The organism is Actinopolyspora mzabensis (genome assembly GCF_900101095.1).
GTDB classification, from domain to species: domain Bacteria; phylum Actinomycetota; class Actinomycetes; order Mycobacteriales; family Pseudonocardiaceae; genus Actinopolyspora; species Actinopolyspora mzabensis.
On the sequence record NZ_FNFM01000013.1, the window covers coordinates 66,255 to 88,884 of the forward strand.

The following is a 22,630-nucleotide window of genomic DNA, read 5'->3' on the forward strand; positions in this document are numbered from 1 at the left end:
GCGCTGCAGCTCGGTTCACCTCCCGGGCGCGGCCCGGAAGCGGCGTGCGACCGTGGTAGACGTGGTCGAGTGCGATGAGGAAGACGCGGCGGGTTGGCAACGGGCCTGTGAACTGGTCGCGGCTGCCCGCAGGATCACGGTGTTGACCGGTGCGGGAATCTCGACCGGGTCGGGCATCCCGGACTTCCGGGGTCCGAACGGTGTCTGGACACGTGATCCGCAGGCACAGCGCCTCAGTGATATCGACAGTTATCGGGCCGATCCCGAGGTACGCCGCGCGGCGTGGCGCAGTCGGGCGCAGCACCCCGCGTGGGGGGCCGAGCCCGGCCCCGCTCATCGGGCTTTCATCGAGCTGGCGGACTCCGGAAGGCTCCGTGCGCTGCTGACGCAGAACATAGACGAGCTGCACCAGCGCGCCGGGCTCGATCCGGAACTCGTGCTGGAGCTGCACGGCTCCATGTTCGGCACCGTGTGCCTGGACTGTGGCGAGGGTGGAACCATGCGTGCCGCGCTGCGGCGCGTGGCGGAGGGGGAGCCCGATCCGTCGTGCGAGGGCTGTGGTGGCATCCTCAAGTCGGCGACCGTTTCCTTCGGCCAGGCGCTGGATCCCGAAGTGGTTCGTTCCGGGCAACGAGCCGCGATGGACTGCGAGCTGTTCCTGAGCGCGGGTACCTCGCTGACGGTGCACCCCGCCGCGGGCTTCGCCGAGCTTGCGGCACGGGCCGGGGCCGATCTGATCGTCTGCAACGCGGAGCCAACCCCCTACGACGACCGGGCGGCCGCCGTGTTGCGCGGTAACCTCGACGAAGTCCTGCCCCGGTTGCTCGCAGTGCCCACGGTGCCGAACTCCCGTCCGCTGCGTACCTGGGGGGACCCCAGCACTTGGTGAGCCGTGCGGGAACTCCTGTCTGAGGTTCCGTTCGGCACGGTCGAGGCGTGGTGTCCCGGCGGAACCTCACTCGGGGCCGTTCAGTGGAAGTCCCGCTCGTCCCCGGGGATCAGCCGGGCCCGACCACCGCGTCTCCGTTCGGACACGGGAACTCGCCGCCCCGGGCGGCGAGTCGGGGGCACTTCCGGGTGGTGATCACCCCTCGTGTCACTCGTCCGCGTTAGCCGTGCGCAGCGTGCGCATGGCCATGGCCAGTTGTTCGGACGCCTCGGGGCCCAGCGGCCCCAGGACCGTGCGGCGTAGGATCTCCGCACAGGCGCTCTTCGCCGTTTCCGCTGTCACCCGACCGTGGTCGGTCAGTGTCACGTAGGTGACGCGACGGTCGGTGTCGCACGGCTCCCTGCGGATCAGATCCGCGGCCACGAGCCGGTCCGCCACCTTGGTGAACCCTCCGCTGCTCAGTGCGGCTTCCCTCGCCAGTTTGGTCATCGGCATACGCCATTCGGGCGAGCGCACCAGCCTGACGAGGATATCGAAAGCGCCCGGGGTGAGGTCGAACCGCTCGTTGATCTCGGACATGAGCCGTTCCTGCGTCACGTGGTACCCCTCGATCACGAGTCCCCACCAGGTGACGATCTCGTCGTCTTCCGCCTCCTGACTCGCCGTGCCGGGGTCGACGGCGGTGATGTCCTCGGTTCCCACCTGGCTGCCTTTCTTCGGGTGGCTGTTTCGTCTCCGTAGTCTAACGGCCACCGAGATAACCCTTTTTTGGAAGCTTCTTGCAAAGAAGATGCTTCATGGTAGTATTCTTCTTGTGAAGGGAAAGGCGTAGGCCGCAGGTGCCACGCCAGGTATTCGAAGGAGTCGTACTGATGAGCAGCCCGGTCAAACTCGCGGTCGTTTACTACTCGGCCACCGGTGTCGTCGCCGAAACAGCCAACGCGTTGGTCGCCGAAGCCGAAGCCGCCGGCGCCGAGGTCCGGTTGCGGCGGGTCGCCGAACTCGCTCCGGACGAGGCCGTGGACGCCAATCCCGCGTGGCGCGCGAATCTCGAAGCCACCAGGGCGATCGCCGAGGCCACCCCGGACGACCTGGTGTGGGCGGATGCCGTGATCTTCGGCAGCCCCACGCGTTACGGCAACGTGGCGGCCCAGCTCAAGCAGTTCATCGACTCACTGGGGCCGCAGTGGCAACAGGGGCTGCTCGCGGACAAGGTCTACAGCGGGTTCACCTCGAGCTCGACCAAGCACGGTGGGCAGGAGTCCACACTGCTCGCGTTGTACAACAGCGTGCACCACTTCGGTGGAATTCTGGTCGGCCCCGGCTACACCGACGGCTCGAAGTTCGTCGACGGCAATCCCTACGGAACCAGCCACGTCGACGGCCAGGGACAGTTCAAGGTCGACGGCGAGACCAGGCAGGCGGCTGCGGTGCAGGCTCGTAGGGTCGTCAACGTCGCCCGAGCTCTGCGGGACGGCTCGGCCTGAGTCCCCCGTGCGTGAGGCCCGCCGGGGCGGGGTGGGTGGTGAGAACCTGCCCGACTCGACGACTCCCGGCGGGCAGCTCCCCGTCGCGCACTGACCTCTTCCTCGTTCGGAGGGCTGAAATGGGTATCGCCACCACTGGACTGCACCACGTGACCGCCATCGCCGGTGATCCGCAGCGGAACGCGGACTTCTACCTTCGTACGCTGGGCCTTCGTCTGGTCAAGACCACCGTCAACTTCGACGATCCGGGCACCTACCATCTCTACTACGGCGACGAGTCCGGCCGGCCCGGCACGTTGATGACGTTCTTCCCGTTCCACGGCGCTCCTGCCGGCAAGCACGGCAACGGTCAGGCCACCGCCGTCGCGTTCTCCGTGCCGGAGCGGTCCATGGGCTGGTGGCATCGCCACCTCAGCGACCTCGGGGTCGAGGTCGGCCCGATACGGTCCCGCGCCGACGAGGAGGTGCTGACCTTTCGGGACCCGGACGGTCTTACCCTGTCACTGGTCGCGCACCGGCAGCCGGACCCCCGTTCTCCATGGGAGAACGGCATCGTTCCCCCCGAACACGGCATTCGCGGGTTGCACTCGGTGTCGCTCTCGGTCGACGACGCGGACGCCACCGCCGGGATGCTGACCGGGATGGGACTCGCACCGACCGAACAGCAGGACAATCGTTTCCGCTTCGCGGCGGGCGACGGCGGTCCCGGGACCTACGTCGACGTGCTGGTGCGTCCCGGCGCCGAGCGAGGTCTGGTCGCCGCCGGTACCGTGCACCACGTGGCCTGGCGAGCGCCCGACGAGCCGACGCAGGCCGCCTGGCGTTCGGAACTGGTCGAGAACGGTGTCTCGGTCACCTCCGTGTTGGACCGGCAGTACTTCCGGTCGGTGTATTTCCGTGAGCCGGGCGGAACGCTGCTGGAGATCGCAACCGACGAACCCGGTTTCACCGCCGACGAGCCGCTGCTCGAACTGGGGCGGGCACTCAAGCTCCCTCCGTGGCTGGAGCCCAGCAGGGAACAGATCGAGGCGGCGCTGCCTCGGCTGGACCTGCCGAGTGAGAACAACCCGGAAAGGCCGGTCGCATGAGCACTTCCGAACTGCCGCTTCGCCACGAGTTCACCGAGGGGGCCCCTCGTTCCCCCGTACTGCTGATGCTGCACGGCACCGGTGGTACGCCGCGCGACATGGCCCCGCTCGGCTACCGGATCGATCCCGACGCGGCGCTGTTGTCCCCGGGTGGCAGTGTCTCGGAGAACGGTGTGTCGCGGTGGTTCCGTCGGTACGCGGAGGGGGTGTTCGACGAACAGGACGTCCTCCGCCGGGCCGAGGAACTGGGCGAGTTCGTCGAACGGGCCCGCGAGCACTACGACATAACCGATCGCGGGTTGGTCGCCGTCGGATTCTCCAACGGCGCCAACATCGCCGCGGCGCTGGCGCTGCTGCGCCCGGACGTGCTCACCGAAGCCGTGCTGTTCGCGGCGATGTCGCCGCTCTCCGACGTACCGCGGCGCTCGCTGACCGAGACGCGGGTGTGGATGTCCAACGGTGAACACGACCCCATGGCGCCGATGACCGCGGCGAACCGACTCGTCGACTCGCTGCGTGACCGTGGCGCCGAGGTGACCACACACCGCCACCCCGGCGGGCACGACATCACGGCGGAAGCCCTGCGGGAGGCGGCCGACTGGGTGCGGCAGCGCCGCTGAACCGGTTTTCGGGTCCGGCCTCTACCGGCTCGGTGCGGTGCTTAGCCGGGCTCACCGCTTCCCGCGCTGGGCCGCGGTCCGGAGCGAGATTCGTTTGATCCGGCGGTACGCCCCCAGCGCGATCCGCAGCGTCGGGTGCCGATCGCTGGACAGCACCAGGCTCTCCCGCAGTCCGGGAACCCGCGGGGCGTCCGGTGTCGACTGGGCTTTCGGCTCCGGCTGGGCTCGGCGTCCCGCCGCATCGCGTGCGATCACTTCCGCCAGCGCCTCGATCGCTACTTCGGCCAGTTCGGCCGCATCGGGGTGGTCCGGCTCCACTTCGGGGCCCTCGGTGACGGCGGGGCGGAGTTCATCCAGATCACCGATCACCTCGTAACCACTTTCCGCCAGCGCCCCGGTGATCCGTTCGGACTGCTGCCGCAGCCATTCCCGGTGTCGTTCGGGTACTTCGAGCGGATTGCGGGCCTTGCGGCCTCCGAAGATCTCTTCCGCCAGGTGCCGCTTCACATCCCGGTCGTGTGTGGGCCAGTCGATGTTGCCGTTGAGCTGCTGGTTCAACCGACGGACGAGCTCCGTTTCGGCTACGCCCAGGGATCGGTTCCGTTGCCGTACCCGGGTGTCGTACTCCTCGGGGCGCAGCCCCAGGAGCTCGGCGAAGCGGTGCCACACGAGGTCGGTGGAACTGCCTGCGGGAGGCACCGTGACCACGTGGACCCGTTCGGGGGGAATCGATCGGCCCCATTTGGCCAGGATCTCGGGGACGTCCTGTCGGTGCCAGAACAGCTCGCTGAGCACGTCCGGCTCGGAGACCGTACCCCGCACGCCGGCCACGAAGTCCTCGAACGAGATCGTGTGCCGGTTTTTGACGTCCTCCTGCCACACGGCGGGTAGCTGACGCTGCAGGTCCCGCACCGTGCAGACCAGATGAACCTCGGCGAAGGAAAGGTCCGCCATCGCGCGTTCGATCTGTTCCGGAGTGGCGGTGCAGAACAGCTCGTGCGAAACGACTACGGTCGCTGGCCCATCGGCAGCCTGCTTGACCAGGTTTTCCCAGGCGTTCGGGACGTTGTCGTCGAACCAGTCCACCTGGAACTGCGTGTTCTGCAGATCCATGGCAGCGTGAAAGTGCGCGTCGGGGCGACTGCCCGGATAGTGAACGCCCGCCTCCCGCAGGGCTTCCCTGTTGTTCCAGAGGATCTCCTGCAGGTAAGTGGTTCCGGTCTTGGGGGAACCGATGTGTACGTAGACTCGGTTGGCATCGGTGTCGCTCATGTGATCATCTTTCGTGCGATTCCGGAATTATGGAACACCCACCGGCAGTATTCGGTAAGGCCCCGATCTAGGCCAGTAGGGAGAAGCGCTATGGGATCCTTGGGAGCCACGCTCTGGTTGACCGGGCTACCCGGTGCCGGCAAGTCGACCATCGCGCAGGCGGTGGCCGAGTACTTGAGGCGGCGCGGCGGAAGGGTTCAGGTTCTCGACGGGGATCAGTTACGGACCAACCTATCGGCCGACCTGGGGTTCACTCAGGCAGACCGGAACACGCATGTGCGCCGGACCGGGTTCGTGGCTCAACTGCTGGCCGCGCACGGTGTCACAGTGCTGGTCCCGGTTATCGCCCCGTACAGCACCGCGAGGGACGAGGTGCGTGCCCAGCACGACAGCGTGGGATGTCCCTATTTCGAAGTGCACATCGCCACTCCGGTCACCGAGTGCATGCGACGTGACCCGAAGGGCCTCTACGGGCGAGCCGCCGCTGGTGAGCTGTCCGGTCTGACCGGTTACGACGCGGTGTATCAGGATCCGGTGGATCCTGACCTGTGGTTGGACACGAGTACCACCGACATCACCGCTGCTCGGGACGCCGTGCTCGGGATGTTGTCGCGCAGGGTGGGACTTCCGCTTCCCGGTCTGGAGGCAGTGGGCGAGCACTGAGCCGCCCAGGTGCATTGATCGAACTCCCGGTGGTCCGCGGACCACCGGGAGTTTTTGCGTACGTGCGGGGCGTACCCAGGGTGTCCTTCCGGCGCTTCGTTTCCGTCGGGATATTGACCTGCGCACTGTCGCTCAATTATGTTCGCAGGAAGCACGAACGTTCTCTTTGCGAACAAACTGTGGTTGACCTTGTGAGTTCGGACACCAAGCGAAACCGCTGAACGGGGTGACCAGTGGCACGCATACTGCAGCTCGACACGGCCGTGGCCGAGCTGGTCAACGACGGTGACACCGTCGCGTTGGAAGGTTTTACGCATCTCATCCCGATGAGGGCGGGGCACGAGATCATTCGTGCGGGCCGACGTGATCTCACGCTGTGCAGGATGACGCCCGATGTCATCTACGATCAGTTGATCGGCGCCGGCTGTGCACGTAAGCTCGTGTTCTCCTGGGGTGGAAACCCCGGCGTCGGTTCACTGCACCGCTTCCGGGACGCGATCCAGCACTCCTGGCCGGTGCCGTTGGAGATCGAGGAACACAGTCACGCCGGGATGGCCAACCGCTATGTCGCCGGTGCCTCCGGCCTGCCATTCGCCGTGCTGCGGGGGTACGCGGGAACCGACCTGCCGGAGCACACCGACACGATCAGCACGGTGCGCTGCCCGTTCACCGGTGAGGAACTGGCGGCTGTGGCCGCGCTCAACCCCGATGTCGGCATCATTCACGCGCAGCGTGCCGACCGTGCGGGCAACGTGCAGTTCTGGGGTATCACGGGAGTGCAGAAGGAAACCGTGTTGGCCTCGGCACGTTCGCTGGTGACCGTGGAGGAGGTGGTCGACGAGCTGCCGGAACAGCCCGGCGCCGTGGTGCTGCCGAGCTGGGCGGTCACCGCCGTGGCCGAGGTTCCCGGTGGGGCACACCCCTCCTACGCCCAGGGCTACTCCGAGCGGGACAACGCCTACTACCAGGAATGGGACGCGATCAGCAGGGACCGCGATCGGTTCCGCGAGTGGCTGGACACCGAGATCCACGAGCCGGAGAGGAGCGCCCGATGACCGGGGAGTTGTCAGAGACACCGACAACCTCGGAATTCACCTCGGACGAGATGATGACCGTGGCCGCTTCACGATCCCTGAACGACGAGTCGGTGTGCTTCGTGGGGATCGGATTGCCGAGCACGGCTGCCAACCTGGCGCGCCGCACCCACGCGCCCGAACTGGTTCTGATCTACGAGTCCGGAACGTTGGGTACCAAACCGCAGCGGTTGCCGCTGTCCATCGGGGACGGAGTGCTCGCCGAGACGGCCGATTCGGTGGTCGGTGTTCCCGAGATCTTCAACTACTGGTTGCAGCCGGGACGGGTGGATGTCGGATTCCTGGGTGGTGCACAGGTCGACCGGTACGGCAACATCAACACAACCGTGATCGGTGACGACTACCAAGACCCCGAGGTTCGGTTGCCGGGTGCGGGCGGGGCGCCGGAGATAGCCACGTCCTGCGGGGAAGTGCTCATCGTGATGCGGCACAGCCCGCGTGCCTTCGTTCCCGACGTCGACTTCATCACCTCCGTGGGGTACGGAAGGGACGGCTCGGCCCGCGCGCGGCTGGGGCTGCCGGGACGTGGTCCGGTCAAGGTCATCACGGACCTCGGTGTGCTGCAGCCCGAACAGGGAACGAACGAACTGACGTTGACCGGGCTGGCTCCCGGGGTCGAGGTGGAACAGGTCCGCGCGGCGACCGGTTGGCCGCTTCGCGTCGCCGAGGAACTCGGCGTGCAGCAGCCACCCACCGATCGGGAACTGCGGATTCTGCGGGAGCTCAAAGCCACTGTCGGGAATGGAGAGTCCTCTTGAGCGACGAGGTGTACGTACTCGAAGCGGTTCGCACCCCGGTGGGGCGTTACGGCAAGGGACTGGCCGAGGTGCGTCCCGACGACCTGGCCGCCCACACGATCAGGGCTCTGCTCGACAGGGTTCCCGGACTGGACCCGGCACGGATACACGACGTGCTGTTCGGCGACGCCAACGGTGCCGGCGAGGACAACCGCAACGTGGCCCGCATGGCGACCCTGTTGGCCGGGCTCCCGACCAGCGTCGCGGGGGCAACGGTCAACCGGCTCTGCGGCTCCGGTCTCGAAGCGGTGATCGAGGCCAGTCGAATCGTGCAGACCGGTGACGGGGATCTGGTGCTGGCAGGCGGCGTCGAGTCCATGAGTCGCGCCCCCTGGGTGCTGCCCAAGCCGGGGCGCGCCTACCCACGGGGCCACGAGACGCTGCACTCCACCACTCTCGGCTGGCGGATGGTCAATCCCGAGATGCCCTCGGAATGGACCATTTCCCTCGGGGAGAGCGCCGAGCTGTTGGCCGACAAGTACGGCATCGGTCGCGCCGAGCAGGACGCCTTCGCCGCACGCAGCCACCAGCGGGCGGCGGCCGCCTGGGAGCAGGGACTTTTCGAGGACGAGGTCGTCCCGGTTCCGGGGACGGACCTCACCAGGGACGAGGGCGTGCGTGCCGACACCTCGGAGGAGGCGCTCGGCAAGCTCAAACCGGCCTTCCGGGCCGACGGCACCGTTACGGCGGGCAACTCGTCCCCGCTCAACGACGGATCCGCCGCTGTACTACTGGGAAGCCGGGCCGCTGCCGACGAGGTCGGTGCCGAACCGTTGGCACGGGTCGTCAGCCGCGGGGTGGCTGCGGTGGACCCCGACGTATTCGGGATCGGCCCCGTGCGTGCAGCGCGTACCGCGCTGCAACGAGCGGGAATCGGTTGGGGCGACCTCACCGCTGTCGAGCTCAACGAGGCGTTCGCCTCCCAGTCGCTTGCCTGCCTGGCCGAGTGGCCGGAGTTGGACCCGGAGATAGTCAATCAACGTGGCGGTGCGATCGCTCTCGGACACCCGCTGGGCGCTTCCGGAGCGCGGATCTTGACCAGCCTCGCGCATCAGCTGCGTCGGGCAGGAGGTGGCTGGGGATTGGCCGCCATCTGCATCGGCGTCGGTCAAGGTCTCGCGGTTGTCCTGCACGCATGAACCGGTAATCATCAGGAGCGAGCATGTCCACCGACTCGATCGGCAACCCGTCGGATCGATTGATCCTGCCCCAGTACGAGCGCGACGACGCCAGCCATCCCGCGCTGGACACCCCGGAGTACTTCTCGACCTCCCAGCGCAGCCCGCTTCGTCCGCTGCAGTTGCTGCCGCAGAATCTCACCGAGATCACCGGTCCGGTACTCGGGCACGAGCGAGTCGGCGAGACCGACCACGACCTGACCGTGCAGCACGAGGGTGAACCACTGGGCGAGCGAATCGTGGTCAGCGGCAGGGTCGTGGACTCGGACGGCAAACCGGTGCCCCACACTCTCGTCGAGGTCTGGCAGGCCAACGCCTCCGGCCGCTACCGTCACGCGGGGGATCGCCATCCCGCCCCGCTGGACCCCAATTTCTCCGGCGTGGGCCGGTGCATGACCGACGAGAACGGTCACTACCGATTCGTCACCATCAAACCGGGTGCCTATCCGTGGCGCAACCACGACAACGCCTGGCGCCCCGCCCACATACATTTCTCGCTGTTCGGACGTGCCTTCACCCAGCGGCTGGTTACCCAGATGTACTTCCCGGGTGATCCGTTGTTCTACCAGGATCCGATCTTTCAGTCGGTGCGTGACCCGAAAGCACGCGAGCGGATGATCTGTGAGTTCGACTTGGACAGCACGATTCCGGAGTGGGCGTTGGCGTACCACTTCGACATCGTGCTGCGTGGCAGCCACGCCACCCCCTTCGAAGCGGAGGAGGACGACGATGACGACTGAGCGATCCGTTGAGCTGACTCCCGTCTCCCAACCAGCCACGACCCCGTCCCAGACGGTGGGACCGTTCTTCGCGCTGCCGGGAGGACTGCCCTGGCCCGACGGGCCCGATCTCCTCCCTCCGCACGCCCCCGATGCCGTGATGCTGCGAGGCCGGTTGTCGGACGGTGCGGGTGAACCGGTTCCCGACGGGTTGATCGAAATCTGGCAGTCGGACGAGCGGGGCAGGTTCGCGCATCCGGACGACCCCCGGGAGCAGGCCACGGACTTCCGTGGTTTCGGCCGGTGTGCCACCGGGCCGGACGGGGAATTTTGGTTCCGCACCGTCAAACCCGCCCCGTTGCCCACCCCGGCGGGGGCCACGGAAGCTCCCCACATCAACGTCACGGTACTGGCCCGCGGGCTGTTGGACCGCGTCGTGACCCGGATCTACTTTCCGGACGATCCCATGGCCAACGCCACCGATCCCGTGTTGTCCGCTGTCGATCCCGCCCGAAGGGATACCCTGGTCGCCACGGCGACGGCCGACGGCTTCCGCTTCGATATCCGGTTGCAAGGTGATGACGAGACCATCTTCTTCGCGGTCTGAGACCGCCACTGGACTGTTCACTCCCACCTTCGTCACGGAGGGATTCGACGAACTCACCGCGCCTGCTGCCTGGTTGCGGGCCATGCTCGAGTTCGAGGGTGCGCTGGCCCTCGCCCAGGCGGACGTCGGCCTGATGCCCACCGCGGTGGCGGAGGAGATCGCCGAGCGGTGTCGGGGCGACGATTTCGACGTCGCCTCGACAGCGCGGCGTGCGGCGGACTCGGCGACTCCGGTCATACCGCTGGTCAAGGACCTCACCGCCGGAGTGAGCGCGGAAGCAGCCGGGTACGTGCACCGCGGTGCCACCAGCCAGGACGTGGTGGACACCGCCGCGATGCTGGTGGCGCGGGAAGCCGTTCGCAAGTCGTTGCGCGAGCTGCGCGTGGTCGCCGACGAGTGCGCTCGGTTGACCGAGGAGCACCGGCGCACCCTGATCACCGGCCGTACTCTGCTGCAGCACGCCCTGCCGACAACTTTCGGACGGAAGGCCGCTGGCTGGCTCGTCGCGGTGATCGAAGCGGCCGAGGGGCTTGCCGGGTCGTGGCGGCACAGGCTGGCGGTGCAGTTCGGGGGACCGGTGGGCACCCTGGCAACGTTCGGTTCGGACGGGGTGCGGGTGACCACCGCGTTGGCCGAACGACTCGGACTCGCCGAACCGGTTCTGCCGTGGCACACCGACCGGAGCCGGGTCGTCGACCTGGCGAGCTCGTTGGGCACCGTGGCAGGTGCCCTGGGCAATATCGCGTTGGATGTCGAACTGGCTGCACAGACCGAGGTCGGTGAACTCGCCGAAGGCCGTTCCGGGGGCTCCTCGGCGATGCCGCACAAACGCAACCCGGTTCGTGCCGTCCGGGTCAGCGCGGCGACTCGCCGTGCACCGGGTCTCGTGGCGACCCTGTTGAGCGCCGTGCCGCAGGAACACGAACGTGCCGCGGGGGCCTGGCAGGCGGAGTGGGAGCCGTTCAACGAGCTGTTGCGGTTGACCGGCTCGGCGGCGGCGATCACGGGCGAGATGTTGGGTGAGCTCAAGGTCGACGCCGACAGGATGCGCTCCAATCTGGAGCTGTCCGGCGGAGTTCTGTTGGCCGAACGGGTTTCCACGGCACTTTCCCCGGAGCTCGGACCCGGCAGAGCGAGCGAACTTGTCGGGGAGCTCTCCCGGCGGGTGACTCGTGACGGGAGTAACCTGCGCGCCGAGCTGCTGGCGGACGAAACCGTACGCGCGGTGTTGTCCGAACGAGATGTGCTGGAGTTGACCGAGCCCGGTGACTATCTAGGTTCGGCGGAGGAATTCGTCGACCGCGCCCTGGCCGCCCACACACGCTGGAAGGAGACGAGTGCCGGTGATCCCGGACTATGAACTGACCGGTCCGCCCCAGGCTCCCGTGCTGGTGCTGTCCAACTCGTTGGGCACCGACCGGACGATGTGGGACGAGCAATTGCCCGAGCTGTCGAGCCACTTTCGGGTACTGCGCTACGACCAGCGTGGCCACGGCAAGACTCCCGCCACCTCCGGTCCGTACGACTTGGAAACCCTCGGGCAGGACGTGCTCGACCTGCTCGATCACCTCGATGTCGCCGAAGCGCACTTCGCGGGCGTATCCCTCGGCGGTATGACCGGCATGTGGTTGGCGATCAACGCCCCGGAACGAATCGGCGGACTCGCCCTGCTGTGCACCTCGGCGGCGCTCGGACCGCCCGAGAACTGGCGCGAACGTGCGGCGTTCGTGCGTGCCAACGGCACTCGGGCGATGGTCGACTCCACCCTCGACCGGTGGTTCACCGCGGAGTTCGCCTCCAGACCGGATGTCGTCACCAAGTACGGTGGAATGATCGCGGCCAGCGATGACGAGGGGTACGCCGGTTGCTGTGAGGCCATCGCGGGGATGAACCTGCGGGAGGGGCTCGGCGGCATCACCGCCCCCACCGTGGTGGTGGCGGGATATGATGATCCGGCGACGCCCCCGGAACACGCCGAACGCATTGTCGCCGGTATCCCGGGCGCTCGGTTGTTCTTGCTGGAACGTGCCGCGCATCTGGCCAATGTCGAGCAGGCCGAGCGGGTCAATCGCCTGCTCGTCGAACACTTCGTACCGGAGGGTGAGGGAATGTCCATCACGTCCGGCGAAACCGCTTCCACCGACGGCACCGGTACCGGCATGGCGGTGCGCAGGCAGGTACTCGGCGACGAACACGTCGACAGGGCGATCGAACGCAAAACCGAGTTCACCGAGCCCTTCCAGGACTTCATAACCCGCTACGCGTGGGGAGAACTCTGGGCTTCGGAGGGAATGGATCGTCCGACCCGCAGTTGCGTGACACTGGCGATCCTGGCCGCTACCGGGTGCCACGACGAACTCGCGATGCACGTTCGAGCGGCACGCCGCAACGGTGTCGAGGCATCGACCATCAGAGAAGTACTGATGCACGTGGCCGTTTACGCCGGTGTTCCCAAAGCCAACAGTGCTTTCGCGCTGGCGGACCGGATTCTCGACGCGGAAACCGACGAGAACGGTGCTTGACAGAACCGAGGCGGGGGTGCCTATGGAGTCCGAGGCCGATTCCGGGGTCGTGGGGCCGGTACAGTCCCTGACGCGCGGGCTGATGGTGATCCGCGCCTTCGACGAGACCCGGCCGGAGATGACGCTGAGTGAAGTCGCCCGTGTCACGGGCCTCTCACGTGCGGCGACTCGTAGGTTCCTGCACACGCTCGTGCGGTTGGGATACGTCTGGACCGACGGTCGGCTGTTCGCGCTGACCCCCCGCGTGCTGGAGCTGGGATTCTCCTACCTGTCCAGCCTGTCGTTGCCGGAGATAGCGCAGCCGCATCTCGAACGACTGGCCGCCCAGGTCCACGAGTCGGTCTCGGTCTCGGTCCTGGACGGGGACGAGATCGTCTACGTGGGGCGTGTCCCCACCTCCCGGATCATGACCGTGGCGATCAACATCGGCACCCGGTTCCCCGCCTACGCCACTTCGATGGGGCGGGTGTTGCTGGCGAATCTGGGCGAGCAGGAGCTCACCGAGTACCTGCGCCGGGTGCGTCCCGAACCGTTGGCACCGCAGACCCTGACCAGCGTTGGCCCGCTCAGGCGGGAACTGGAACGCATCCGGGCACAGGGATGGGCGGTTGTCGATCAGGAACTCGAAGCCGGGCTGCGTTCGCTGGCTGCCCCCATCCGGGACCGCACCGACAGTGTCGTCGCCGCGGTCAACGTCTCCTCTCACGCGAGCAGAACGAGCGCGGAGGACGCCCGAAACGAGCTGTTGCCGCCGCTGTTGGAGACGGCCGCCAAGATCGAGGCGGACTTACGAGTGGCGCCTCAGGCGGGCAGGACCGCACGCTGACCGCCGTTGCGTTCACGGGCAGCATCGTCGTTCGCGCTTCCCGAACGCGTTGGGGCGGGCGGGACGAGCCGCCTGACCGCGCTCGTCCCGCCCGGCACCGTGGGTGGCGAGTGACTGCCGGAGTCCCCGGTCCGGTGCATCGGCCGGATGAACCGCCCGTTCGAGAGCCTCGGGGGCGGGCTGAGGTCTCAGCTCCCCCTGGCGGGTTCCTCGGGGCGTCGAGAAGCCTCCGCGGGCCCCGCGGACAGTGCCGGGTCTCCGTCCGGGCGCTGCCCCGAGCGTTCGTCGAACTGGGTCCGGTAAAGTTCGGCGTAGTGGCCGCCCCGTTCCAGCAGCTGTTCGTGGGTGCCCTGCTCGACCACTCTTCCCTCCGCTATCACCAGAATGCGGTCGGCACGGCGGATGGTGGCCAGGCGGTGGGCGATCACCACTGATGTACGTCCCGTAAGCGCTGTACGCAGGGCCTGTTGCACAGCCGCCTCGGAGCGGGAGTCCAGATGGGCGGTCGCCTCGTCGAGGACGACGATCGGCGGTTGTTTGAGCAGCAACCTGGCGATGGCCAGTCGCTGTTTCTCGCCGCCGGAGAGCCGGTAGCCGCGATCCCCGACGACGGTGTCCAGTCCCTCGGGCAGTTCGTCCAGCAGTTCTTCGAGTTGCGCGGTCCGAAGCACCCGGTGCAGCTCCGCGTCGGTGGCACCGGGCGCGGCGTAGGCCAGGTTCGCCCGGATGGTGTCGTGGAACAGGTGGGCTTCCTGCGTGACCATGCCGATGGTCGAGTACAGCGAGGACAGCGTGACGTTCCGGATGTCGTGCCCGCCGATCCGAACACTGCCGGAGTCCACCTCGTACAACCGCCCGGCGAGGTGGCCGATCGTGGTTTTGCCCGCACCGGAATGTCCGACCAGCGCGATCATCTCGCCCGGTTCGGCCCGGAACGTGACGTCGTACAGCACCTGCTGCGCCGGACTGCTCTCCGCACGTGCCACCGATTCCAGCGAGGCCAGGGAGACCTCCTCCGGACCGGGGTAGTGGAACGAGACCGAGTCGAATTCGAGGCCGGCCGAACCGCGTGGCAGCTCGATCGCGTTCTCCCGTTCGCGGATCATCGGCGGCAGATCCAGCACTTCGAAGACGCGGTGGAAACTGACCAGCGCGGTCATCACGTCGACGTGCACGTTGGACAGCGATGTCAGCGGACCGTAGAGCCGGGTGAGCAGCGTCGTCAACGCCACCAGGGTGCCCAGCTGCAGCGAACCACCGATCACCAGCGTTCCGCCGAGTCCGTAGGCCACCGCCGTTGCCAGCGCGGCCACCAGGGTGAGTCCGACGAAGAACACCCTGCTGTACATGGCCGAGAGCACTCCGAGGTCTCGGACCCGTTCGGCTTTGCGGGCGAACTGCTCGGTTTCCTCGTCGGCCCGGCCGTACAGCTTGGTCAGCATCGCCCCGCCGACCCCGAACCGTTCCGTCATCAGGGAGCTCATCTCGGCGTCCACGGCCATCTGTTCCCGAGTGACGCGTTGCAGACGTTTGCCTACCCACCGCACCGGGAACAGGAACAGCGGCAGCAGGGCCAACGCGATCAGCGTGATCTGCCAGGACAGCGCGAACATCGCCGCCAGTACCAGCACCAGACTCAGTACGTTCGACACCACCGCAGAGAGCGTGCTGGTCAACGCGCGTTGCGCCCCGATGACGTCGCTGTTGAGTCTGCTGGTGAGAGCTCCGGTCTGTGCCCGCACGAAGAACGCCAGTGGCATCCGCTGCACGTGGTCGAACACGTCCCGGCGCAGGTCGTAGATGAGCCCTTCCCCCAGGCGGGAGGAAAACCAGCGTTGCAGCAGCGTGAGCGCTGCTTCCAGCAGCGCGACCCCGGCAACCCCCACCGACAGCCAGACGACCACGTGCAGTTTCCCCGGCACGATCCCGCGATCGATGATCGCTTTGAACAGCAGAGGGGTGACCACTCCCAGCACGGCTGTGGCCGCGACTACGAGCAGAAACGGAACGATGATCCGCGTGTAGGGACGCGCGTAGTCGAGGATGCGTTTCGCCAGCCCAGGTGGGAGACGCTGTCTGGTCACCGAGCTGTCCCTGGTGAGTGAACGCATCGTCGCCCAACTCACTCCGCCGTTGTCCATGTGAGACCTTCCGTACTGCCGAAGACGATCCGCCGTAATCCTGCGAATTCGAGTTCGCTCGAAGTCAATGTTCCACGGGAGCGAACGCCGGATGCTCCCATTCCGAGTTCGCCGCATGATCCCCGGTAGCGATGCTTTCCGTGCTGCCGCTGGTGCCGACGTGAATGCTTCGTGCTCACCGCGCGGCGAAGAAACCTCGGTACACCGATCCGCCTCAGCATCCGCTGCGCAACGGATAACGTGGTTTTCGGGCTGGTGAGTCCTTGCGAGCGGGCGACCCGGGACCGATCGGGGTTTCAACCGTTACGCTGATGGGGCAGCTCGGCACGCGTGCCCGTCGACCTGTCTCATGGACGCGGCCCGCCCGGTGGCCAGAGCGGCGATGCCTGTGGCGATCACGAGGGCGAGCCAAGCCGACGCCCCAGCTGATTGGTCGCCGCTCGTGGTGCCCACGAACACCCCGAACAACACAGCGGCAGTACCCGAGAGAACGGCCAGACTCGCATGCGCCGGCATGCTGGCCGATGTCGGGGCGCACGTGCCCAGACAGGCTACGGCCAGCGCCACAAGCACCACAGGCACCACGCCGGTCACGGGACTGTAGTCCTCGCCGATCGCGGCGCCGGAGTCCGGGTTCACCAGCTCGAACAACCGGAACAGCCCGACAGTTCTCTCGTAGGTACGATACTCCTGCGAGTGCAACCACGGTCCACCGGACAACGCCAACAGCGCGCTGCCCAGGGCCGCGTACAGTATCCGGAAACGCATCGCCTGCGCATCAGCTACAGCGGAGCCTTGATAGGCGGCGAGCCGGCTCTTGAACTCCTCGATTTCGTGATCGTGGTCTGGCGTACTCGGCATACGTGCATCCTATGCGGCAGCGAGTAGCGCGCCGGCTCCGATCATCGCTGTGGAACGGATTTCCGCACGCGACCGCGTGGGCCGGAGACGAGTAGCAATCCATGCAGGAACTCTCGGCCACTCACAAAGCTGTGGTTGGGAACAAAGTCGCGCCTGTCCGTTTTCGGTCCACCCTCGTGCTTGGGTGCGGGGATGGGAAGGGTGAGGTCGAATTCGGCGATCTCGCCGCCGCCCCGCGTTCCAGCGTCAACGCGACGGCGCGGATCACCACGGCGGCCCCGGTCGGGGCTCGGTTCGCCGTGTTGTAGTCACACCTCTCCGGGGCGCTAGACCGGCCGAGCACGGCCAGCGCGTCAAGTCGGGCAGCGAAGCCCACCGTGGCTCCTGCGGCGGGGCGGATGCGCAACCGCCCCGCCGCAGGAGCCGTACCGGGGCTAGTTCTCGCCGTAGCCGGCGCGTCGTAGCGCGTCAGCCATGGCCCCGCTGCCCGCCCCGCACTTGCCCTGTTGCTTGCCTTGTTGGCTGCCCTGTCGTTGGTTGGCACCGTTGCCGCGCTTCGCACCTGACCTGCCGTTGCCCGCGGAAGCGCGCGCCCGCTTACCGGACTCATCGGATTCCGCTCCGGAACCACTTCCGGTGGGAGTGACGTCGTCGTCCAGTCGAAGTGTCAGCGAGATGCGTTTGCGGTTCACGTCCACCTCACGGACCTTGACCCGTACCACTTCGCCCGGTTTGACGACTTCTCTCGGATCGTTGACGAACGACTTGGACATCGCGGAGACGTGTACCAGCCCGTCCTGATGCACCCCGACGTCGACGAACGCACCGAACGCGGCGACATTGGTGACCACCCCTTCCAGCACCATGCCGGGGGAGAGGTCGTTCAACGAGTGGACGTCCTCGGCGAAGTTCGCGGTGCGGAACTCCGGACGCGGGTCGCGTCCGGGTTTTTCCAGTTCGGAGATGATGTCGGTCACCGTGGGAAGGCCGAAGGACTCGTCGGCGAAGTCCGCGGCCCGCAGCTCGCGCAGCACACCGCGATTGCCGATGATCCCGTCCAACGAGCTGTTGGTCGACTCGACGATCCGGTGTACCACCGGATAACTCTCCGGGTGGACGCTGGAGGAGTCCAACGGGTCGTTGCCGTCGGTGATCCGCAGGAACCCCGCGCACTGCTCGAACGCTTTCGGTCCCAGACGGGAGACCTCCCGGAGCGCCTGCCTGGACGGGAACCGCCCGTTCGTCTCGCGGTGGCCCACGATGTTCTCGGCCAGACCGGCGTTGATGCCGGAAACGCGGCTCAACAGCGGCGCCGAGGCGGTGTTCACGTCCACACCCACGGCGTTGACACAGTCCTCGACCACCGCGTCCAGCGAGTGCGAGAGCTTCGATTCGGAAACATCGTGCTGGTACTGCCCGACTCCGATCGACTTCGGGTCGATCTTGACGAGCTCCGCGAGTGGGTCCTGCAACCGCCGCGCGATCGAGACGGCCCCGCGCAGCGACACGTCCACCTCGGGAAGCTCCCGCGACGCGTAGGAGGAGGCGGAATAGACCGAGGCGCCCGCCTCCGAGACAGAGACTCTGATCAGGCCATCGCGGGACTCGGCCAGTCGCGCCGCCAGTTTGTCGGTCTCCCTGGAGGCCGTCCCGTTGCCGACCGCGAGCAGTCGCGCTTCGTGCCGATCGACCAACCGCTGGAGGGTGGCGAGTGCCTCCTCCCAGCGCCGCTGGGGCTCGTGCGGATAGATGGTGGCGGTTTCGGCGAGCTTGCCGGTGGCGTCCACAACGGCCACCTTCACTCCTGTCCGATATCCCGGGTCGAGACCGATCGTGGCACGCGGTCCGGCGGGGGCGGCCAACAGCAGATCGCGAAGGTTTCCCGCGAACACCCGAACGGCCTCGTCCTCGGCCTGCTGCCGCAATCTGTTGCGCAGGTCGATGTCCAGGTGAACCATGATCCGGGTGCGCCACGCCCAGCGTACGGTTTCGCGCAACCACGCGTCGGCGGGACGCCCTCTATCCTCGACGCCGAACCGGGCGGCGATACGTCGTTCGTAGTCGCTCGGCGCCCGACCGTCGGCCGAGCCCTGCCCGGCAGAGCTGTCGGGATCGAAATCGAGGGTGAGTTCGAGGACTTCTTCTTTCTCACCGCGGAACAGTGCGAGCACGCGGTGCGAGGGCAGCGTCCCCAACGACTCGGCGAAGTCGAAGTAATCGGTGAACTTCGAATCGTTCTCGGCCGCACCGGAGCGAGCGGTCGAGGACAACCGGCCCCGTTGCCAGGCGAGTTCGCGCAGTTGGCCGATGAGGTCGCCGTCCTCCGCGAAGCGCTCCACCAGGATGGAACGCGCTCCCGCCAGTGCGCCCGCCGCGTCGGGCACACCGTTGTCGGCGTCCACATACGCCGCTGCCGAGGTCTCGGGGTCCTGCCCCGGGTCTTCCAGCAGTCCGGTCGCGAGTGGCTCCAGCCCCGCTTCGCGGGCACGCTGTGCCTTGGTTCGGCGCTTGGGTTTGAACGGCAGGTACAGATCCTCCAGCCGGGCCTTGGAGTCGGCGGCCATGATCCGACTGTGGAGCTCGTCGTCGAGCTTTTCCTGGTTGCGGATCTCTTCGAGGATCGTGTTGCGCCGCTGTTCCATCTCGCGCAGATAGCGTAGCCGCTGTTCCAGCGTACGTAGCTGCTCGTCGTCGAGCGCTCCGGTTGCCTCCTTGCGGTAGCGGGCGACGAACGGCACCGTCGCCCCGTCGTCCAGTAGCCGCACGGCGGCTTCGACCTGCTCGGCGCCCGCGCCGAGTTCGTCGGCGATCCTTTGGTGAATCGACGTCGTCACGATCCTGTTCAGCCCTTCGACCGGCCTTGATCCCTTGTTGTGATGAGCATTCTCGCCCATCCGTACCCGACGGGTACCGGCCAGGGCTTTCGCGGCGTGGCGTATCACCCGGAAGGGCGGTACTCCACTGGAGCGGGGGCGTCTCAGCGCGTCGCGGAACCGGGCACCAGATCCCGAGCGGCGCGGACGATGGCCGCCGAGTCGATTCCGGCCTGCGCGAGCAGTTCGGCGGGTTTACCGGAACCGGGCATGGCGGTGACGGCCAACTTCGTCACGGGCACACTGGCTCCAGCCTCTGCGAGCGCGGCGAGTACCGCGTCGCCGAGTCCGCCCTCGGGCCAGTGGTCCTCCACCGTCACCAGCCCGTCGGTCTCCTCGGCCGCCAGGCGCAGGGTTTCGATGTCGACCGGTTTGATCGAGTACAGGTCGATCACTCGTGCCCGGATACCTTCCTCGGCCAATCGCTCCGCGGCATCCAGCGCCTCGTGCAGGGTCACGCCCGCCCCCACGAGGGTCACGTGCTCACCCTTTCGCACGGTTTTGGAACCGCCGATGGGGAAGACCTCGTCGGGACCGTAGATCACCGGAGTGGCACCACGGCTCGCCCGCAGGTAACAGATGCCCTCCCGGTCGGCCATCGGCTCGAGCAGACCCACCGTCTGATTCGCGTCACAGGGGTACAGCACGGTGCTGCCGTGCACCGCGCGCATGGCGGCCAGATCCTCCAACGCCATCTGGGAGGGGCCGTCCTCGCCGATGGCGACTCCGGCGTGTGAGCCCATCAGGTTCAGCGCGGCCCGGCTGATCGAGGCCATCCGGATGAAGTCGTAGGCCCGACTCAGGAACGCCGCGAAGGTGGAGGCGAACGGTATCCACCCCCGTGCCTGCATCCCCACCGCTGTGGCAAGCATCTGCTGTTCGGCTATGTACATTTCGAAGTATCGTTGCGGATGCGCTTCGCGGAACTGTTCCGAATGCGTGGAGTTGGACACCTCGCCGTCCAGCGCGACCACCTCGCCACGACGGGATCCCAGCGCACGCAGCCCCTGCCCGTAAGCCTTGCGGGTGGCCGCGGCGTCTCCGACCTCGAAAACGGGAGATGGTTCCTGGGCCGTCGCGAAGGTGTGGGGGGTGCCCACCGTCTCGGGTGAGCTCACCTTGACGTGCAGCTCGCGCGCTCCGCCGAGTTCCTCGATGGCCGCGGCCGGGTCCTGCAGTGGTTTGCCGTGTTTCCCCGGCAGGTCCTCGACCTCTCCGACCCCCTTGCCCTTTCTGGTGCGAGCCACGACGACCGTCGGCCGGTCCCGGGTGGTTTCCGCCTCGTTCAGCGCTGCCTCGATCCGTTCCGGATCGTGACCGTCCTCCACCTCCACGGCATGCCAACCGATGGCGCGGGCGCGATCCGAGTAGGCTTTCAGGTCCCAACCGTGCATGGTCTCGCCGGTTTGGCCGAGGCGGTTCACGTCCACGAGGGCGACAATATTGTCCAGCCGATAGTGAGCGGCGTGTTCGAACGCCTCCCAGATCGACCCCTCCGCCATTTCGCTGTCTCCGCACAGCACCCACACCCGGCTGCCCAACGTGTCCAGTCTGGCGGCGGTCAACGCCAGCCCCACCCCTATCGGCAGGCCCTGTCCGAGGGAACCGGTGGCCACGTCCACCCAGGGCAGGGCGGGGGTGGGGTGGCCCTCCAGCCTGCTGCCGAATTCGCGGAACGTCAGCAGTTCCGCGTCGTCGATAGCTCCGGCGGCCTTGAAGCAGGAATACAACAGCGGGGAGGCGTGCCCCTTCGAGAAGACCAGGTGATCGTTCCGGGGGTTGTTCGGCCGGTCGAAATCCAGCCTCAGGTGACCGTCCAGCAACGCCGCCATCAGATCGGCCGCGGACATCGACGAGGTGGGATGGCCCGAGCCTGCCGCGTCGGCGGCTCTGATCGAGTCCACCCGCAGTTGTTGGGCCAGTTCGTGCCTGAATTTCATCCGTTCCACTCCAAGCGGGTTCCCGGGTGCTCGCAGCCACAAACACCGCCCTGAGGGAGGGATGAGCCGGAAGTCGAACCAAAGCGAACACCCCCGCTGAACAGCTGCGGAACCACCGGGGGAGGCGATCGCTCGGATTTGCGCGGTGGTCCGTGCGGGTTTGCAATCGGACTCACACGATGCCTGCAGTAGGAGGCGCGCCATGGATATGGTCCTAGCGCAAGGAACCGGGTTCAACGTGCTCGACAGCCTGCAGAGCGGGTTCACACAGCTGATCAGCTATCTGCCGCAGTTGATCGGCGCGCTTCTGGTGCTGGTGATCGGTTACATCGTGGCGAGGCTCCTTCGGGCGCTCGTGACGCGGCTGCTGCGGCGCGTCCATCTGGACGACCGGATGTCCCGCGCCGGCCAGGGCGCCCGCTATGTGGAGCGCCTCAGCCCCAGAGGCAGCCCATCGAGGTTGGTGGGCACCGTTGTCTTCGCCGTGATCATGCTCTTCGTGCTGTCCTCGGCGATCGGCACGCTCGGTATCCCCGCGTTGACCGGCTTCATGAACGTGGTGCTCGGTTATCTTCCGCGTGTGATCGCCGCGCTGGCGATTTTCCTGCTCGCCGCGGCCGTCGCGGGAGCCGTGGGTACGTTGGCCGGACGCACACTGGGAGACACCCCGGCCGGGCGCATGGCAAGCACCGCGGCCCCGGCGCTGGTGATGGCGATCGGTGTGTTCATGATTCTCACCCAGCTTCGTATCGCTCCGGTGATCGTCACCGTGACTTATGTGGCCCTGGTCGGAGCAATCGCTCTGGGGTCGGCACTGGCCTTCGGTCTCGGTGGCAGGGAGGCAGCAGCGGAGATGATCAATTCGAGTTACCGGCGCAACTTCGGAGACGCCGCACAGGCCACCTCTCCGCAGGGTGCTGAAACCACCGAACAGTCCCAGAACTGGAGCGTGCGTGGTGCGGGAACCGCCCCGGAACCGAGTGGAGCACCCGCCGAGACCGAGCAAGGTGGCGGCGACAGCGGGGGCTCCCACCGGGCGACCTGAGAATGCGA

Annotated in this window: 20 protein-coding genes; 14 read left to right on the forward strand and 6 right to left on the reverse strand. The window is 67.1% G+C overall.

Annotated elements, in window-relative coordinates:
- The first annotated feature begins 61 nt into the window (after positions 1 to 61).
- Positions 62 to 889, forward strand: a complete 828-nt coding sequence (locus tag BLR41_RS20360; protein WP_245694620.1) for an SIR2 family NAD-dependent protein deacylase — start codon at positions 62 to 64, stop codon at positions 887 to 889.
- A 207-nt stretch (positions 890 to 1,096) separates the two neighbouring features.
- Here BLR41_RS20360 and BLR41_RS20365 read toward each other — a convergent pair whose 3' ends face one another.
- Positions 1,097 to 1,591, reverse strand: coding sequence for a MarR family winged helix-turn-helix transcriptional regulator (locus BLR41_RS20365; RefSeq protein ID WP_218120294.1), 495 nt, complete (start codon positions 1,589 to 1,591; stop codon positions 1,097 to 1,099).
- Between the two features lie 170 nt (positions 1,592 to 1,761).
- On the opposite strand from BLR41_RS20365, the gene wrbA reads away from it, so the two are divergent.
- From wrbA to BLR41_RS20380, 3 genes are all read left to right on the forward strand, one after another.
- Positions 1,762 to 2,376: an NAD(P)H:quinone oxidoreductase gene (gene wrbA, locus BLR41_RS20370; protein WP_092631723.1), complete on the forward strand. Its 615-nt coding sequence runs from the start codon at positions 1,762 to 1,764 to the stop codon at positions 2,374 to 2,376.
- Positions 2,377 to 2,495: 119 nt separating this feature from the next.
- Positions 2,496 to 3,464 (forward strand): ring-cleaving dioxygenase, encoded by a 969-nt coding sequence (locus tag BLR41_RS20375; RefSeq protein ID WP_092631725.1) that lies wholly within the window; start codon positions 2,496 to 2,498, stop codon positions 3,462 to 3,464.
- The gene (locus BLR41_RS20380) at positions 3,461 to 4,084 is read left to right on the forward strand and encodes an alpha/beta hydrolase (RefSeq protein ID WP_092631728.1); all 624 of its coding nucleotides are present in this window, start codon (positions 3,461 to 3,463) and stop codon (positions 4,082 to 4,084) included. The genes BLR41_RS20375 and BLR41_RS20380 overlap by 4 nt, the downstream gene beginning before the upstream one ends.
- A gap of 51 nt (positions 4,085 to 4,135) precedes the next feature.
- On the opposite strand, the gene BLR41_RS20385 is transcribed toward BLR41_RS20380, so the two are convergent.
- Positions 4,136 to 5,356, reverse strand: a complete 1,221-nt coding sequence (locus BLR41_RS20385; RefSeq protein ID WP_092631731.1) for a hypothetical protein — start codon at positions 5,354 to 5,356, stop codon at positions 4,136 to 4,138.
- Positions 5,357 to 5,446: 90 nt separating this feature from the next.
- Between BLR41_RS20385 and cysC the strand changes: the two genes are divergently transcribed.
- From cysC to BLR41_RS20430, 9 genes are all read left to right on the forward strand, one after another.
- Positions 5,447 to 6,019, forward strand: coding sequence for an adenylyl-sulfate kinase (cysC, locus tag BLR41_RS20390; protein WP_092631734.1), 573 nt, complete (start codon positions 5,447 to 5,449; stop codon positions 6,017 to 6,019).
- 233 nt (positions 6,020 to 6,252) lie between these two features.
- On the forward strand, positions 6,253 to 7,074 hold the full coding sequence (locus BLR41_RS20395; RefSeq protein WP_092631737.1) for a CoA transferase subunit A: 822 nt from the start codon (positions 6,253 to 6,255) through the stop codon (positions 7,072 to 7,074).
- Positions 7,071 to 7,871, forward strand: coding sequence for a CoA-transferase subunit beta (locus tag BLR41_RS20400; protein ID WP_092631740.1), 801 nt, complete (start codon positions 7,071 to 7,073; stop codon positions 7,869 to 7,871). Before BLR41_RS20395 ends, BLR41_RS20400 begins: the two co-directional genes overlap by 4 nt.
- The gene (locus BLR41_RS20405; RefSeq protein WP_092631743.1) at positions 7,868 to 9,049 is read left to right on the forward strand and encodes a thiolase family protein; all 1,182 of its coding nucleotides are present in this window, start codon (positions 7,868 to 7,870) and stop codon (positions 9,047 to 9,049) included. The genes BLR41_RS20400 and BLR41_RS20405 overlap by 4 nt, the downstream gene beginning before the upstream one ends.
- A 23-nt stretch (positions 9,050 to 9,072) precedes the next feature.
- Positions 9,073 to 9,828, forward strand: a complete 756-nt coding sequence (gene pcaH, locus BLR41_RS20410) for a protocatechuate 3,4-dioxygenase subunit beta (protein WP_092631746.1) — start codon at positions 9,073 to 9,075, stop codon at positions 9,826 to 9,828.
- Positions 9,818 to 10,414 carry a protocatechuate 3,4-dioxygenase subunit alpha gene (pcaG, locus tag BLR41_RS20415; RefSeq protein WP_092631749.1) on the forward strand — a complete coding sequence of 199 codons (597 nt, stop codon included), beginning with the start codon at positions 9,818 to 9,820 and terminating at the stop codon, positions 10,412 to 10,414. Before pcaH ends, pcaG begins: the two co-directional genes overlap by 11 nt.
- Positions 10,386 to 11,774, forward strand: coding sequence for a 3-carboxy-cis,cis-muconate cycloisomerase (pcaB, locus tag BLR41_RS20420; protein ID WP_092631752.1), 1,389 nt, complete (start codon positions 10,386 to 10,388; stop codon positions 11,772 to 11,774). The genes pcaG and pcaB overlap by 29 nt, the downstream gene beginning before the upstream one ends.
- A complete protein-coding gene (pcaDC, locus tag BLR41_RS20425; RefSeq protein WP_092631958.1) occupies positions 11,758 to 12,936 on the forward strand; it encodes a bifunctional 3-oxoadipate enol-lactonase/4-carboxymuconolactone decarboxylase PcaDC in 1,179 nt (392 codons plus the stop codon). Before pcaB ends, pcaDC begins: the two co-directional genes overlap by 17 nt.
- Positions 12,937 to 12,958: 22 nt before the next feature.
- Entirely contained in the window at positions 12,959 to 13,762 is an 804-nt protein-coding gene (locus BLR41_RS20430; RefSeq protein WP_092631754.1) for an IclR family transcriptional regulator domain-containing protein, read from the forward strand.
- A 188-nt stretch (positions 13,763 to 13,950) separates the two neighbouring features.
- Here the strand turns inward: BLR41_RS20430 and BLR41_RS20435 are convergent, their stop codons facing one another.
- The 4 genes from BLR41_RS20435 to BLR41_RS20450 all read right to left on the reverse strand — a co-directional run bounded on the left by BLR41_RS20435 (position 13,951) and on the right by BLR41_RS20450 (position 21,577).
- Positions 13,951 to 15,903, reverse strand: coding sequence for an ABC transporter ATP-binding protein (locus tag BLR41_RS20435; RefSeq protein WP_092631757.1), 1,953 nt, complete (start codon positions 15,901 to 15,903; stop codon positions 13,951 to 13,953).
- Positions 15,904 to 16,206: 303 nt separating this feature from the next.
- Complete coding sequence (locus BLR41_RS20440) at positions 16,207 to 16,764, reverse strand: hypothetical protein (RefSeq protein WP_092631760.1); 558 nt, start codon at positions 16,762 to 16,764, stop codon at positions 16,207 to 16,209.
- A gap of 434 nt (positions 16,765 to 17,198) precedes the next feature.
- Complete coding sequence (locus BLR41_RS20445; RefSeq protein ID WP_176798081.1) at positions 17,199 to 19,658, reverse strand: Tex-like N-terminal domain-containing protein; 2,460 nt, start codon at positions 19,656 to 19,658, stop codon at positions 17,199 to 17,201.
- An 83-nt stretch (positions 19,659 to 19,741) separates the two neighbouring features.
- On the reverse strand, positions 19,742 to 21,577 hold the full coding sequence (locus BLR41_RS20450; protein WP_092631965.1) for a transketolase: 1,836 nt from the start codon (positions 21,575 to 21,577) through the stop codon (positions 19,742 to 19,744).
- A 202-nt stretch (positions 21,578 to 21,779) separates the two neighbouring features.
- Here BLR41_RS20450 and BLR41_RS20455 point away from each other — a divergent pair, with 202 nt between their 5' ends.
- Complete coding sequence (locus BLR41_RS20455) at positions 21,780 to 22,622, forward strand: mechanosensitive ion channel family protein (RefSeq protein ID WP_092631763.1); 843 nt, start codon at positions 21,780 to 21,782, stop codon at positions 22,620 to 22,622.
- The last annotated feature ends 8 nt before the right edge of the window (positions 22,623 to 22,630 follow it).

What these genes read in the sequence shown, in the direction of transcription:
- BLR41_RS20440 (WP_092631760.1), bottom strand. Translation starts at nt 16,764, where the DNA reads ATGCCGAGTACGCCAGACCACGATCACGAAATCGAGGAGTTCAAGAGC.
- BLR41_RS20430 (WP_092631754.1), top strand. Translation starts at nt 12,959, where the DNA reads ATGGAGTCCGAGGCCGATTCCGGGGTCGTGGGGCCGGTACAGTCCCTG.
- wrbA (WP_092631723.1), top strand. Translation starts at nt 1,762, where the DNA reads ATGAGCAGCCCGGTCAAACTCGCGGTCGTTTACTACTCGGCCACCGGT.
- BLR41_RS20445 (WP_176798081.1), bottom strand. Translation starts at nt 19,658, where the DNA reads ATGGGCGAGAATGCTCATCACAACAAGGGATCAAGGCCGGTCGAAGGG.
- BLR41_RS20435 (WP_092631757.1), bottom strand. Translation starts at nt 15,903, where the DNA reads ATGGACAACGGCGGAGTGAGTTGGGCGACGATGCGTTCACTCACCAGG.
- BLR41_RS20400 (WP_092631740.1), top strand. Translation starts at nt 7,071, where the DNA reads ATGACCGGGGAGTTGTCAGAGACACCGACAACCTCGGAATTCACCTCG.
- pcaB (WP_092631752.1), top strand. Translation starts at nt 10,386, where the DNA reads ATGACGAGACCATCTTCTTCGCGGTCTGAGACCGCCACTGGACTGTTC.
- BLR41_RS20380 (WP_092631728.1), top strand. Translation starts at nt 3,461, where the DNA reads ATGAGCACTTCCGAACTGCCGCTTCGCCACGAGTTCACCGAGGGGGCC.
- BLR41_RS20450 (WP_092631965.1), bottom strand. Translation starts at nt 21,577, where the DNA reads ATGAAATTCAGGCACGAACTGGCCCAACAACTGCGGGTGGACTCGATC.
- BLR41_RS20375 (WP_092631725.1), top strand. Translation starts at nt 2,496, where the DNA reads ATGGGTATCGCCACCACTGGACTGCACCACGTGACCGCCATCGCCGGT.
- BLR41_RS20455 (WP_092631763.1), top strand. Translation starts at nt 21,780, where the DNA reads ATGGATATGGTCCTAGCGCAAGGAACCGGGTTCAACGTGCTCGACAGC.
- BLR41_RS20385 (WP_092631731.1), bottom strand. Translation starts at nt 5,356, where the DNA reads ATGAGCGACACCGATGCCAACCGAGTCTACGTACACATCGGTTCCCCC.
- pcaH (WP_092631746.1), top strand. Translation starts at nt 9,073, where the DNA reads ATGTCCACCGACTCGATCGGCAACCCGTCGGATCGATTGATCCTGCCC.
- cysC (WP_092631734.1), top strand. Translation starts at nt 5,447, where the DNA reads ATGGGATCCTTGGGAGCCACGCTCTGGTTGACCGGGCTACCCGGTGCC.
- pcaG (WP_092631749.1), top strand. Translation starts at nt 9,818, where the DNA reads ATGACGACTGAGCGATCCGTTGAGCTGACTCCCGTCTCCCAACCAGCC.